We start from the raw sequence: 12,575 nt of genomic DNA, 5'->3' as shown, positions 1-12,575 counted from the left end.
AAGCCTACCGACAGTCACACCCGCTCCGGTGCGCGGGCGGCCCTTCCCGCACGGATGTTCCGGCGACCGGGGAGCCATTCGCTGCCGGGGGCGTCGAAAGGTGTCCTTCCGCTCACGCCCGCAGGGCGCCCGGGGCGTCCGCCGGGACGGCCGGGTGGGCCGGCGGCACCGGGTCGAGGCGCCGGTACGGCTCCCCGAGCGGCGGGCGAGGGTCGACCTCGCCCCTGTTGGGCCAGAGGGACATCGCCCGTTCCGCCTGGGCGGTGATGGTCAGCGAGGGGTTCACCCCGAGATTCGCCGAGACGGCAGCGCCGTCCACCACGTGCAGCCCGGGATGGCCGTGCACCCGGTGGTACGGGTCGATCACCCCGTCGGCCGGGGTGACGCCGATCACCGCCCCGCCGAGGATGTGCGCGGTCATCGGGATGTTGAACGGCTCGGTGAGCGCCCCGCCGGGCGTGCCGCCGATCTCCTCGGCCAGCAGCCGGGCGGCGGCGTTGCCGGCCGGGATCCAGGTCGGGCTGGGCTCGCCGTGGCCCGCGACGGCGGCCAGCCGCCGGCCGAACAGGCCGCGCCGCCAGCGGGTGGTCAGCGAGTTGTCGGCGGACTGCATGACCAACGCGATGACGGTCCGCTCCGACCAGTTGCGGACGGTGAGCATCCGCGCGGCGGTCCCGGGCTGGCGCAGCAGGGTGGCCACCCAGCGCCGGACCCGGTGCGGGCCGCCGTCGACCAGCAGCGACTGGAGCAGCCCCATCGCGTTCGAGCCGCGCCCGTAGCGGACCGGCTCGATGTGGGTCTGCGGGTCGGGGTGGAACGAGCTGGTGATCGCCACCCCCTCGGTGAAGTCCAGCCCCTCGGCGCGGGCCCGCCCGGGGGGCACCGACGCGCCGAGGATCGCCTCGGAGTTCGTCCGGGTCAGCTCGCCGAGGCGGGGCGACAGGGCGGGCAGCGCCCCGGTGGCCTTCATCTCGTGCAGCAACCGCTGGGTGCCGAGCGACCCGGCGGCGAGGACCACCTGGTCGGCGTGGAACACCTGGCGGCGCCGGCGCAGCCAGGCCCCGGTGCGGACGGTCTCCACCCGGTAGCCGCCGCCGTCGGCCGGGCGGACGGCGGTGACCGTGGTCAGCGGGTGCACCCGCGCGCCGAGCCGTTCGGCCAGCCACAGGTAGTTCTTGACCAGGGTGTTCTTCGCCCCGTGCCGGCAGCCGGTCATGCACGCCCCGCAGTGCGTGCAGCCGGTGCGCTCCGGGCCGGCCCCGCCGAAGTACGGGTCGGTGACCCGCTCCCCCGGCCGGCCGATGTGCACCCCGACCGGGGTGGAGTGGTAGGTGTGGCCGACACCCATCCGGTCGGCCACCGCCCGCATCGCCCGGTCCGCCCGGGTCTGTACCGGGTACGTGGTGACGCCGAGCATCCGCTTCGCCTGGTCGTAGTGGCGGGCCAGCTCGGCACGCCAGTCGGTGACGTCCCGCCACTGCGGGTCGGCGTAGAACGCGTCGAGCGGCTCGTAGAGGGTGTTCGCGTAGACCAGCGAGCCGCCGCCCACCCCGGCCCCGGACAGCACCAGCACCCCGCCACCGGTTCCACGTCCGGCGGACCGGAGCAGGGTGATCCGTTGCAGCCCGTAGCAGCCGAGGCGCGGGGCCCAGAGGAACCGGCGCAGCCGCCACGAGGTCTCCGGGAACTCGTCGTCGGCGAAGCGCCGCCCGGCCTCCAGCACGCCGACCGAGTAACCCTTCTCGGCCAGCCGGAGCGCGGTGACGCTGCCGCCGAAGCCGGACCCGATGACGAGCACGTCGTACCGCATGGAGGCATCATTACCGACGGGTAGCTATCGCGCCAGGGCCCGTTTTCGCGGCATCATGCACCCCGCCGCCAGCGATCCGTCGCTCAGCGGCCGCAACCCGGCGACTCGGTCGGAGCGTTGTACGGACGGGGGTGTGACATGGCCGGAGAGGCGGGAACCGGACGCCGGCGGTGGCGGGTGGGTCTGGCGGTCCTCGCGGTCCTGGTCCTGGTGGTTGGCGGCGCGACGGTGGCCGTCCGGCTGATCTCGGACCGGCAGCCCGAGCGCGGGGCGGGTCGGGTCACCGCCGCGCCCACGCCGTCGGAGGCCGCGCCGAGCCCCACCCCGCCGCCGGGGGCCGACGTGACCGGGCCGCTGAACCTGCTCATGGTCGGCGTTGACACCCGGGTCAGTGTGCCCGGCTGGGAGCCGCACGGCGACGCCGTGCTGGTGGCGCACGTGACGAAGGAGCTGGACCGGGCGTACGTCTTCTCGCTCCCCCGCGACCTGCTGGTCGACATCCCCGCCTTCCCGAAGGCCGGATACAAGGGTGGAAAGACCAAGCTCACCCACGCGATGAGCTACGGCAGCCGGGTGCCCGGCAAGCCGAAGGAGCCGAGCGCGACCCAGGGATACGAGCTGCTGCGCAGCACCGTCAGCGGGTACACCGGGCTGCGCTTCGACGCCGGGGCGGTGGTCACCTTCCAGGGCTTCGAGAAGCTGGTGAACGCCGTCGGCGGCATCGACGTCTACATCGACCAGCGCACCGTCTCGCTGCACCGGCGGCCCGACGGCCGGCACCGCGAGCCGGCGCCGGGCGGCGGCGGCTACGTCGGCCCGCAGATGGTCTACGAGAAGGGCGAACGGCACCTGAACGGCTGGCAGGCGCTGGACTACTCCCGGCAGCGCTACGGTTTGGACGGCGGGGACTACGCCCGGCAGCGCCACCAGCAGCAGCTGATCCGGGCGCTGGTGACGAAGATCCAGGGCGAGGGCCTGGCCCGGCAGCCGGACCGGGTCGAACAGGTCGTCGGCGCGCTCGGCGACACCCTGATCTACGCGGGCGGGCCGAGGATCGTCGACCTCGCGTACGCCCTCGGCGGGCTGCCCGCCGACCGCCTCGTCCTGGTCAGCCTGCCCGGCGAGGGGGTGGGCAAGGGCAGCGCCTACCGCGGCGAGCAGCTCAAGCCGGTCGGCCGGAAGTTCCTCACCGAGCTGAAGGCGGGCCGCGCCGAGCAGTACCTGGCCGCCCACCCCGAGCTGGTGGTGAAGAAGTAACCGGCGCCGGGGCGACCGGTCCACCGGCCCGCCGCGCGGGCGGGCCGGGTCAGCGGGCCGTGGGTCGCGCCGGCCGCTCCGTTCCGTAGAGCCACGCGTCGAAGAGCGTGTCGAGCTGCTTGCCGGAGACCTGCTCGGCGAGGGCGACGAACTCCGCGGTGGTGGCGTTGCCGTCGCGCTTGTCCGCCGCCCAGGTCTTCAGCAGCGCGAAGAACGCCCGGTCCCCGACGGCGACGCGCAGCGCGTGCACGGTCATCCCCCCGCGCTGGTACACCGACTCGCTGAACAGGTTCGCCGCCCCCGGCTTCCCCGGCGGGGTCCGCCAGACCTGACCGGACGCGCCGAGGTACGCCGTGTCGAACGACTGCCGCGCCGTCCGCCCGCCGCGGTGCTCCTCCCACAGCCACTCCGCGTACGTGGCGAGCCCCTCGTTGAGCCAGATGTCCTGCCACCTGGCCAGCGCCACACTGTTGCCGAACCACTGGTGGGCCAGCTCGTGCGCGACCACCCCGGTGTTCTCGCCCCCGCGGAAGAAGTTGGCCGAGTAGACCGGCCGGCTCTGCGTCTCCAGCGCGTACCCGATGCCCGGCTCCGAGACGACCACCCCGCCGTACGCGCCGAACGGGTACGGCCCGAAGACGCCCTCCAGGTAGTCGGCCACCTCGACGGTGCGGGCGATCGACGCGTCCGCTGCCCCCTTCGGCAGCTTCGTGGTGACGGCGCTGAACACCGGCCGGCCCTTGTGCTCGGTGCGGGTCACCCGGAACTCGCCGATCGCCAGGGTGCTCAGGTAGCTGGCCATGGGCGAGCGCTCTGCCCACTTCCAGGTGGTCCAGCCGGCCCGGGTGGTCTTCCCCAGCGGCACCCCGTTGCTGACCGCGGTCAGCCCGTCCGGCACGGTGATCTCGAAGTCGTACGCGGCCTTGTCCAAGGGGTGGTCGTTGACCGGGTACCAGGTGCTCGCCGACTCGGGCTGGCCGAGGGCCACCGCGCCGTCGGAGGTGGCCCGGAACCCGCCCTCGCCGAGGGCCTCGTTGCGCAGCAGCTTCGGCTCGCCGTCGTAGCCGATCTCGGCGGTGAAGCCGTTGCCGGAGGTCAGCCCGACGGCGGGGGTGACCACCAGCTCGTCGCCGGTGCGGGCGTGCCGGGCGGGGACGCCGTCCACGGTCACCTTCCGCACGGTCAGCCCGGCCAGGTCCAGGTTGAACGAGGACAGGTCGGCGGTGGCCGTGGCCTGCACGACGGTGGTGCCGGTCAACCGGTCCTTCGCCGGGTCGTAGCGGACCCGCACGGTGTACCGGGTCACGTCGTACCCGGCGTTGCCGTACCGGGGGAAGTAGTCGTCGCCCACCCCGGCCGCGCCGGGCCTGAACTGCCGGGCCGAGGTCGCCGACGCGGCGGCCTCCGGCGCGGACGGCTCGGTCGGCGTCGAGGAGCAGGCGGCCAGCCCGAGCGCAACGGCCAGCAGCAGCCCGGTGCCGGGGCGCAGGCCCCGCAGGGTCAGCGTCATCAGGTCGTCCCTCCCGGCGGAGGTCCCCGGACCGTCCGGCCCCGGCCGGCCGCTCCGCCCGCGGCAGCCTACCGACCACCGGCCACGGTGCGGTCACGCCGGGTGGGATCAGGGCAGGGGGGTGGGATCAGGGCAGGGCGGGAGCGGTGCCGCCGACGAGCCAGGCGTCGAAGAACGCGCCGAGCCGTCGGCCGGAGACCCGCTCGGCGAGGGCGACGAAGTCCGCGGTGGTGGCGTTGCCGCCGCGCCGCTCGGCGGTCCAGGTGCGCAGGGTCCGGAAGAACACCTCGTCGCCGACGGTACGCCGCAGCGCGTGCACCGCGAGCGCGCCCCGCTGGTAGACGGCGGCGCCGAACATGTCCGCCCGGCCCGGGTCCACCGACGGCCGCGACCAGTCGGTCGCGGCGTGACGCAGCTCGAAGGCGCGCTGCGCGGTCCGGCCGCCGCCGTGCTCCGTCCAGAGCCACTCGGCGTACGTCGCGAAGCCCTCGTTGAGCCAGATGTCGCCCCACCGGTCCAGCGAGACGCTGTCGCCGAACCACTGGTGGGCCAGCTCGTGTGCGACCACCTCGGTGTTCGGGCCGCCGGCGAGGAAGAACCCCGGCCCGTAGACCGGGCGGGACTGGGTCTCCAGCGCGTACGAGATCCGCCCGTCGGCGAGCGCGATCCCGCCGTACGAGTCGAACGGGTACGGCCCGAAGCGGTCGGCCAGGAAGTCGGCGATCTCCCCGGTGCGGGCGATCGAGGCGGCGGCCGGACCGTCCGCCGGCAGGCCCGCCGCGACGGCGGTGACCATCGGCTTGCCGGCGTGGGTGCTCGTGGTCACCCGGTAGTCGCCGATCACCAGCGTGCACAGGTAGCTGGCCATCGGCGCCCGCTCGGCCCAGCGCCAGGTGGTCCAGCCGCCGCTGCTGTGCCGCCCCACCGGCGCCCCGTTGCTCAGCGCGGCGAGCCCGTCCGGCACGGTCACCTCGACGTCGTAGGTCGCCTTGTCGGACGGGTGGTCGTTGACCGGGAACCAGGTGGCCGCCGAATCGGGCTGGCCGAGGGCCACCGCGCCGTCCGGGGTGGCCAGGAGGCCGCCGACGCCCAGCTCGCTCTCGACCGGCGTGGGCACCCCGGCGTACTCCACGTCGACGGCGAACCGGGCGCCCCTCGCCAGGCCGCGCGCCGGGGTGACCACCAGCTCGCGCCCGTCCCGGGCGTGCCGGGCGGGAGTCCCGTCGACGCGGACCGCGGTGACGGTCAGGCCGGCGAGGTCCAGGTCGAACCGGGACAGGGCGGTGGTTGCCGTGGCGGTGACCGTGGCGTGGCCGGTGAGCCGGTCGTCGGCCGGGTCGTAGCGGACCCGCAGCCGGTACGCGGCCACGTCGTAGCCGCCGTTGCCGTGGCCGGGGACGTACGGGTCGCCGACGTCGACCGGGCCGGGACGGGGGCGATCGGGATCCGGGGGCGCCCCGCTGCAGCCGACGAGGGCTGCCACGGCGAGACACCCGGCCCACAGCCCCCGCCCCGCCCACCTCCCCGTCCGGAACACCCCTCACCTCGCCCTGCTCCAAAACACCCTCACCCCCACCCCACCCCACCGCACCCCCACCCCGTGCACTTTCACGGAAAGAGTGGCCATCCCGGGCGGAATGACCACTCTTTCCGTGAAAGTGCGAGCGGGTGGGGCTGGGGTGGGTGGGGCGGGGGTGGGGGGTCAGCGGTCTAGGACTAGGCCTACCTTTTGGAATTCCTTGAGGTCGCGGTAGCCGCACTTGGCCATCGCCCGGCGTAGGCCGCCGAACAGGTTGAGCTGGCCGTCCGGTTCGTCGGCCGGGCCGAACAGCAGTCGCTCCATCTCGCCGAGCGGCTCGCCGGCCACCTCGAACGCCCCGCGCGGCAGCGACGGGTGGCTCGCCGCCGAGTGCCACCACGCGCCGCCGGCCGGGGCCTCCTCGCACAGCGTCAGTGGCTCGCCGAGCATCACCGCGTCCGCGCCGCAGCCCAGCGCCTTGGCGATGTCGCCGGAGGTCTGGATGTCGCCGTCGGCGATCAGGTGCACGTACCGGCCGCCGGTCTCGTCCAGGTAGTCGCGGCGGGCCGCGGCGGCGTCGGCGATCGCGGTGGCCATCGGCACCCGGATGCCGAGCACCGACTCGGTGGTCGACCAGTCGTCGCCGCCGATGCCGACGATCACGCCGGCCGCGCCGGTGCGCATGAGGTGCAGCGCGGTCTTGTAGTCGGTGCAACCGCCGACGATGACCGGGAGGTCGAGGTCGGCGATGAACTCCTTGAGGTTCAACGGCTCGTCGGTGGTGGAGACGTGCTCGGCCGACACGATGGTCCCCTGGATCACCAGGATGTCCACGCCCGCGTCGAGGATCACCGGGGCCAGCGCCAGGGTGTGCTGCGGGGAGACCCGGACCGCCACGGTGCCGCCGCCGGCCCGCAGCTCGCGGACCCGCTCGGCGATCAGGTCCGGGCGGATCGGCTCGGCGTACACCTCCTGGAGCCGCTTGGTGGCGCGGGCGTCCTCGCCCAGCGCGGCCAGCTCCTCCAGGATCTTGGTCGGGTTCTCGTACCGGGTCCACAGGCCCTCGACGTTGAGCACGCCGAGCCCGCCGAGCTGGCCGAGCCGCACGGCCGACTGCGGGCTCATCGTCGCGTCGGAGGGGTGCCCCACGCACGGGATGCCGAACGGGTACGCGTCGAGCTGCCAGGCCGTGGAGACGTCGTCGACGTCCCGGGTGCGGCGGCTCGGCACGATGGCGATGTCGTCCAGGTGGTAACCGCGCTGCGCGGTCTTCCCCTGGCCGATCTCGACCACATCACGCATGGGGGCTCCAGGTGTCTTGAGGGGATGGGGTCAGCGGGAGTGGTAGTTCGGTGCCTCGACGGTCATCTGGATGTCGTGCGGGTGGCTCTCCTTGAGCCCGGCCGCGGTGATCCGGATGAGCTGGCCGCGCCGGTGCAGCTCGGGGATGCTCTCCGCGCCGACGTACCCCATTGCGGCGCGCAGCCCGCCGGTGAGCTGGTGGGCGACGGCGGAGAGCAGGCCCCGGTAGGGCACCTGACCCTCCACGCCTTCCGGGACCAGTTTGTCCTCGGCGAGCACGTCCTGCTGGAAGTAGCGGTCCTTGCTGTAGGACTTGGCCTGGCCCCGGGACTGCATCGCGCCGAGCGAGCCCATCCCCCGGTACGCCTTGTACTGCTTGCCGTTGATGAAGATCAACTCGCCGGGGCTCTCCTCGCAGCCGGCCAGCAGGCTGCCGAGCATCACCGTGTCGGCGCCGGCCACCAGCGCCTTGGCGATGTCGCCGGAGTACTGGATGCCGCCGTCGCCGATCACCGGGACGCCGGCCGGGCGGGCGGCCCGGGCCGCCTCCATGATCGCGGTGATCTGCGGGACGCCCACCCCGGCGACGATCCGGGTAGTGCAGATCGCGCCCGGGCCCACCCCGACCTTCACGCCGTCGGCGCCGGCGTCGACCAGGGCCTTCGCCCCGGCGTACGTGGCCACGTTTCCGCCGACGATGTCGATCTTGACGTCCTTCTTGAGCTGGCGCACCATGTCCAGCACCGCCCGCTGGTGACCGTGCGCGGTGTCCACGATGATCACGTCCACGCCCGCGTCGACCAGGGCCCGGGCCCGCTTGTACGAGTCCTCGCCCACCCCGACGGCGGCGGCCACCCGGAGCCGGCCGGCGTCGTCCTTGGTGGCGTTCGGGTACTGCTCGCTCTTGGTGAAGTCCTTGACGGTGATCAGCCCGCGCAGCCGGCCCGAGTCGTCGACGATCGGCAGCTTCTCGACCTTGTGCTGACGCAGCAGTGCCAGCGCTTCGTCCTTGCGTACCCCGACAGGCGCGGTGACCAGCGGTGTCCGGGTCATGATCTCGTGGACCGGGGTGGCCGGCTCGGAGACGAAGCGCATGTCCCGGTTGGTGACGATGCCGACGAGCTGGCCGTCGCCGTCGACCACGGGCACCCCGGAGATCCGGTACCGGCCGCAGAGCGCGTCGACGTCGCGCAGGGTGTCCTGCGGGCTGGCCGTCACGGGGTTGGTGATCATGCCGGACTCGGAGCGCTTGACCAGGTCGACCTGGAGCGCCTGGTCCTCCAGGGAGAGGTTGCGGTGCAGCACGCCGATGCCGCCCTGGCGGGCCATCGCGATCGCCATCCGCGCCTCGGTGACCGTGTCCATCGCGCTGGACAGCAGCGGGATGGCCAGCTCGACGTTGCGGGTCAGCCGGGTGCGGGTGTTGACCCGGCTGGGTACCACGTCCGACTCGCCGGGCTGGAGCAGCACGTCGTCGAAGGTGAGGCCGAGCGGGACCACGCGGGCCGAGCCGGCGGGCAACTCCGGCAGGTGGCCGCCCAGCTCGCCACGGTCGGCGCCGGCCGGAAGATCGATGCTGGGCGAATTGTCCACGAAAGGCTCTCCTGAGCTGGTCGGGCGGGGCTTCAGCGAGGCGGCGCGCGCGGGCATCCGGCGCACGCCGGGTGATGACGCGTCGGTGCCATCGTACCCATCGGCCCGGGCCGACCCCGCCGGAGCCGGCCCGGTCGTCGACGCTGCGTGACGGCCGCCCCCGTCCGCCCCGACGCCGGGTGACCAGGCGGACGGGGGCGGGCGGCACGTGGTCGCGGGGGCTACGGTGAGGGGGTGCACGACGAGCCCATCGACCCGTTCAACGGCGACCCGGCCGATCCGGCGGCGGAACTGCACGACCCGGACGGCGACGCCGCACTCGACCCGCTGACCGAGGTCGAGCGGCAGGACGTGCTCGAGGACCTCGCCGACCTGGAGATCTACCAGGCCCTGCTGGCCCCCGTCGGGGTGCGCGGGCTGGTGATCGAGTGCGAGGACTGCCGGGAGCCGCACTACTTCGACTGGGACCTGCTCCGGGGCAACCTGCGTCACCTGCTCAGCTCCGGCCGGCCCCGGGTGCACGAGCCGGCCTACGACCCGGACCCGGACCACTACGTCACCTGGGACTACGCGCGCGGCTACGCCGACGGTGTGCACGACACCCTGACCGAGGGCACCGAGGACGACACCGAGCCGGGCAACTGAGCTGCCCCGCGGGTCCTGCGCGTCGCTGACGTACGGGTAGAGGCTCCCGGCGCTTGTCCGGACAGCACGGCGTCGCACCGGGCGTGACCTGCGAGACCGGACCCGGCCGGGCAGCGGGTCCGACGGCGCGCTCAGGCGACCAGGCCGGCGCGGAAGCCGGCGGCCACCGCGTGCGCGCGGTCGCGGGCGCCGAGCTTGCGGAACAGCCGGCGGGCGTGCGTCTTGACGGTGTCCTCCGAGACGAACAACTCCCGGCCGATCTCCGCGTTGCTCTTGCCCTCGGCCATCCCGAGCAGCACCTGGAGCTCCCGCTCGGTCAGGCCGACCGCCCCCCGGCTCCCCCGGGCCGGGGCGGCCCGCCGGGGGTTCGCCTGCTCCTCGGTCTCGCCGCCGGTCGGCTCCGGCTCGTCGTCGCCCCGCTGCACGGGCACCATCGACGGCACGCCGCCCGGCCCCTCCTGGGACGCCGGCCAGGCCGGGCCGGGATTGTTCGGGGCACGACCGGCCGGGGTGGGGCGCTTCTGGCCGCCGACGGCCGCGGCGTCCCGGGCCGGGTCGGCCACCCGGTGCCGGGTCGCCCGGCCCGGCGCGGAGAGCAGCAGCAGGGCCTTGGCCACCGCGCTGGTCAGGTCGTGGTCGGTGCCCTGGATCAACCCCCGGGCCCCGGCGCCGATGCTGGCCGCGGCCGCGTCGGACTCCTCGGCCCCGAGCAGCAGCACCGCGGCCTGCGGGGCGCGGGCCAGCACCCGACGCACGAAGCCGGCGCTGTCCGGCCGGGTGAGCGCCGTGTCGGCGAGCACCACGTCGGGCGGGCCCTCCGCCAGCCGCAGCATCACCTCGGGATCAGAGACGGCGGTACGGACGGCGGCGGACAGTCCGAGCCGGGCCGCCGCGGAGTTCAGTTGCTGCGCGGCGAGCGGTGTCCGAACGCACACGAGAACAGTACGCACTGTGGTCTCCTCTCCGACCCGAAGCAGACCACGGCGGGGTGTGGTCGGGTGGGTGTTCCCAGCAATCCTCCGAACTTTTCCGACAGATGGGGCATAAGCCGCGCAATGTCCGAGGTTTTCGATCACAGAAGTGTGAGCCCGCGCGAGCCGGGGTACCGGAAGCCCGAGCCGGAAATCGGTGCGCCAGCGCGGCCGCCGCCCGGACATCCGGTCAACTGAGAGTCTCCGCGGTGCCGCGGGAGGAGGGGTGCTGATGTCGAACGTACGCAGGCTGCCCGGACCCATCGTCGACCTCTGGGACTGGCAGCGGCTCGGTGCCTGCCGGGGCCGCGACAGCGCCCAGTTCTTCCACCCGGACGGGGAGCGCGGCTCCTCCCGCCTGCGCCGCGAGTCCGGCGCCAAGGCGGTCTGCCGGGCCTGCCCCGTACGCGCCGAGTGCGCCGCCCACGCGCTGTCCGTCCGTGAGCCGTACGGCGTCTGGGGCGGCTTCAGCGAGGCGGAGCGGCTGCGGCTGCTCGCGGTCGGCTGGGAGGACCTGGCCGACCGCCGGCACAGCCGCGTCGACGTGGCCCGCCTGGAGTCCCGCCTCGGCCGCCCGCACAAGTCCGCGATGTCTACCCAGCGCAGCGTCGCCTGACGACCGCGCCCACCGCACGCCGACGCCGCGCCCCGGCCGCCCGGGGCGCGGCGTCGTGTCACGTCCCGGCCAGGCGGATGTCCCACCGTTCTGCCAGGATCCTCGGATGCTGATCGACATCGCGGATCCGGACACGCTCTGGGCGCGGTGGGGCGCGCTGGCCTCGGCGCTCGCCACCCTCGGCCACGACGACGTCTACTGGTACGACGCGGACGGTGCCCACCACGACGACCACGGGGGCAACTGGGCGCGGCTGGTGCGTGTCGAGGGCGGCCGGGCGGTGCTCTTCGGCTACGACCACGAGTACAGCGACACCGTCGGCGTCAGCCCGCCGCTCGACCTGCTCGCCGGGGCCCCCGCCTGGCTGCCCTGGCCGGAGCTGATCCGGCATGCCGAGGCCGACCAGCTCGGCTACGCCTACTGGTACGACGGCGGCTGGTCCCGGGTGCCGTACCCGGAGCCGCTGCTGCCCGACGGGCTGCGGGCCACCGCCGGGGCGGTGCTCGACGACGACCGGGCCCGGCGGGAGCTGGGCGAGGTGGTCTTCGAGTGGGGCGGGTACCAGCCGGCGGACGAGGCGGCGGAGCGGGCCGAGGAAGCGGAGGTGGCGGAGGCCGCCGGTCGGCTGCTCGCCGCCGCTGCCGACCGAGCCCTCGACGCGGGCGCGCTGGACGGTCTGCTCGGCCGGCTCCGGCCCGGCCCGGTCGACGTGCCCGCCGGCCTGGCGATGGCGGCCCGGGCCGGGCTGACCCCGGGCGGGCGACCACCCGCGGTGGTGGCGGGGGCCGGACCCCCGCCCCGGCGGGTCCGGGTGTTCAGCGACGACCAGCACGACCGGCTGGTCTGGACGGCGATGCGGCGGGCCACGGAGGCGCCCCGCCCGGCCCCGGCACCCACCCCCGAGCTGACCGAGCTCGTCGACTGGGCACGCGGCCGGGCCCCGGCCGGCGACGGCCGCTGCTCGCTGTTCATGCAGGTCACCGACACCGCGCTCAGCCAGCACCCGGGCGAGGCTCCCCCGGCCAACCGCCCGGGCGAGGACGGGTGGGCGGCCTTCCGCCAGGCTGGCGACCTGGTCCGCCGGCTCCGGGTGGCCGAGGCCGACCCGGCGCACGGGCAGTGGATCTTCCTACGGCTGGAGACGACCGCCGGCGGCTTCACCCTCGAACGGCGCTACGACTCGTGGCCCGGTTGGCTGACCGACGACAGGCACGGGCCCTGGCGCAGCCACCTCCAGCCGGAGCTGGACCGCCGGGCACCGGCGTTCCGGCCCGCGTGGGCGGTGCTGCTGGCGCCGGAGGTCGCTTACCTCGGCCCGCCGCCGCCCTTCGACACGCCCACCATCGGGTGAC

Annotated in this window: 10 protein-coding genes; 4 read left to right on the top strand and 6 right to left on the bottom strand. The window is 74.5% G+C overall.

Features of this window, described 5'->3' with window-relative positions:
• Positions 1-112: 112 nt before the first annotated feature.
• Positions 113-1,810 carry an FAD-dependent oxidoreductase gene (locus ACH4T9_RS07950; RefSeq protein WP_396670276.1) on the bottom strand — a complete coding sequence of 566 codons (1,698 nt, stop codon included), beginning with the start codon at positions 1,808-1,810 and terminating at the stop codon, positions 113-115.
• Positions 1,811-1,948: 138 nt separating this feature from the next.
• Here ACH4T9_RS07950 and ACH4T9_RS07945 point away from each other — a divergent pair, with 138 nt between their 5' ends.
• The gene (locus ACH4T9_RS07945) at positions 1,949-3,067 is read left to right on the top strand and encodes an LCP family protein (RefSeq protein WP_396670277.1); all 1,119 of its coding nucleotides are present in this window, start codon (positions 1,949-1,951) and stop codon (positions 3,065-3,067) included.
• Between the two features lie 49 nt (positions 3,068-3,116).
• On the opposite strand, the gene ACH4T9_RS07940 is transcribed toward ACH4T9_RS07945, so the two are convergent.
• The 4 genes from ACH4T9_RS07940 to guaB form a co-directional block, all read right to left on the bottom strand.
• The gene (locus tag ACH4T9_RS07940; RefSeq protein WP_396670278.1) at positions 3,117-4,577 is read right to left on the bottom strand and encodes a M1 family metallopeptidase; all 1,461 of its coding nucleotides are present in this window, start codon (positions 4,575-4,577) and stop codon (positions 3,117-3,119) included.
• A gap of 127 nt (positions 4,578-4,704) precedes the next feature.
• A complete protein-coding gene (locus ACH4T9_RS07935; RefSeq protein ID WP_396670279.1) occupies positions 4,705-6,060 on the bottom strand; it encodes a M1 family metallopeptidase in 1,356 nt (451 codons plus the stop codon).
• Between the two features lie 219 nt (positions 6,061-6,279).
• Positions 6,280-7,398 carry a GuaB3 family IMP dehydrogenase-related protein gene (locus ACH4T9_RS07930; RefSeq protein ID WP_396670280.1) on the bottom strand — a complete coding sequence of 373 codons (1,119 nt, stop codon included), beginning with the start codon at positions 7,396-7,398 and terminating at the stop codon, positions 6,280-6,282.
• A 30-nt stretch (positions 7,399-7,428) separates the two neighbouring features.
• Positions 7,429-8,991 (bottom strand): IMP dehydrogenase, encoded by a 1,563-nt coding sequence (gene guaB, locus ACH4T9_RS07925; protein WP_396670281.1) that lies wholly within the window; start codon positions 8,989-8,991, stop codon positions 7,429-7,431.
• Between the two features lie 234 nt (positions 8,992-9,225).
• Between guaB and ACH4T9_RS07920 the strand changes: the two genes are divergently transcribed.
• Positions 9,226-9,636, top strand: coding sequence for a DUF5319 domain-containing protein (locus ACH4T9_RS07920; RefSeq protein ID WP_387015152.1), 411 nt, complete (start codon positions 9,226-9,228; stop codon positions 9,634-9,636).
• Positions 9,637-9,767: 131 nt separating this feature from the next.
• On the opposite strand, the gene ACH4T9_RS07915 is transcribed toward ACH4T9_RS07920, so the two are convergent.
• Positions 9,768-10,586, bottom strand: a complete 819-nt coding sequence (locus ACH4T9_RS07915; RefSeq protein ID WP_396670282.1) for a LuxR C-terminal-related transcriptional regulator — start codon at positions 10,584-10,586, stop codon at positions 9,768-9,770.
• A 253-nt stretch (positions 10,587-10,839) separates the two neighbouring features.
• Here ACH4T9_RS07915 and ACH4T9_RS07910 point away from each other — a divergent pair, with 253 nt between their 5' ends.
• Together ACH4T9_RS07910 and ACH4T9_RS07905 are read left to right on the top strand one after the other, a co-directional pair.
• Complete coding sequence (locus tag ACH4T9_RS07910) at positions 10,840-11,223, top strand: WhiB family transcriptional regulator (RefSeq protein ID WP_396670283.1); 384 nt, start codon at positions 10,840-10,842, stop codon at positions 11,221-11,223.
• Between the two features lie 106 nt (positions 11,224-11,329).
• Complete coding sequence (locus ACH4T9_RS07905) at positions 11,330-12,574, top strand: hypothetical protein (protein ID WP_396670284.1); 1,245 nt, start codon at positions 11,330-11,332, stop codon at positions 12,572-12,574.
• Position 12,575: the final 1 nt, after the last annotated feature.

The organism is Micromonospora sp. NPDC020750 (assembly GCF_044334565.1).
Lineage (GTDB): Bacteria > Actinomycetota > Actinomycetes > Mycobacteriales > Micromonosporaceae > Micromonospora.
This window is presented reverse-complemented; position numbering and strand designations above follow the sequence as displayed.

What these genes read in the sequence shown, in the direction of transcription:
- ACH4T9_RS07905 (WP_396670284.1), top strand. Translation starts at nt 11,330, where the DNA reads ATGCTGATCGACATCGCGGATCCGGACACGCTCTGGGCGCGGTGGGGC.
- ACH4T9_RS07945 (WP_396670277.1), top strand. Translation starts at nt 1,949, where the DNA reads ATGGCCGGAGAGGCGGGAACCGGACGCCGGCGGTGGCGGGTGGGTCTG.
- ACH4T9_RS07930 (WP_396670280.1), bottom strand. Translation starts at nt 7,398, where the DNA reads ATGCGTGATGTGGTCGAGATCGGCCAGGGGAAGACCGCGCAGCGCGGT.
- ACH4T9_RS07950 (WP_396670276.1), bottom strand. Translation starts at nt 1,810, where the DNA reads ATGCGGTACGACGTGCTCGTCATCGGGTCCGGCTTCGGCGGCAGCGTC.
- ACH4T9_RS07910 (WP_396670283.1), top strand. Translation starts at nt 10,840, where the DNA reads ATGTCGAACGTACGCAGGCTGCCCGGACCCATCGTCGACCTCTGGGAC.
- ACH4T9_RS07940 (WP_396670278.1), bottom strand. Translation starts at nt 4,577, where the DNA reads ATGACGCTGACCCTGCGGGGCCTGCGCCCCGGCACCGGGCTGCTGCTG.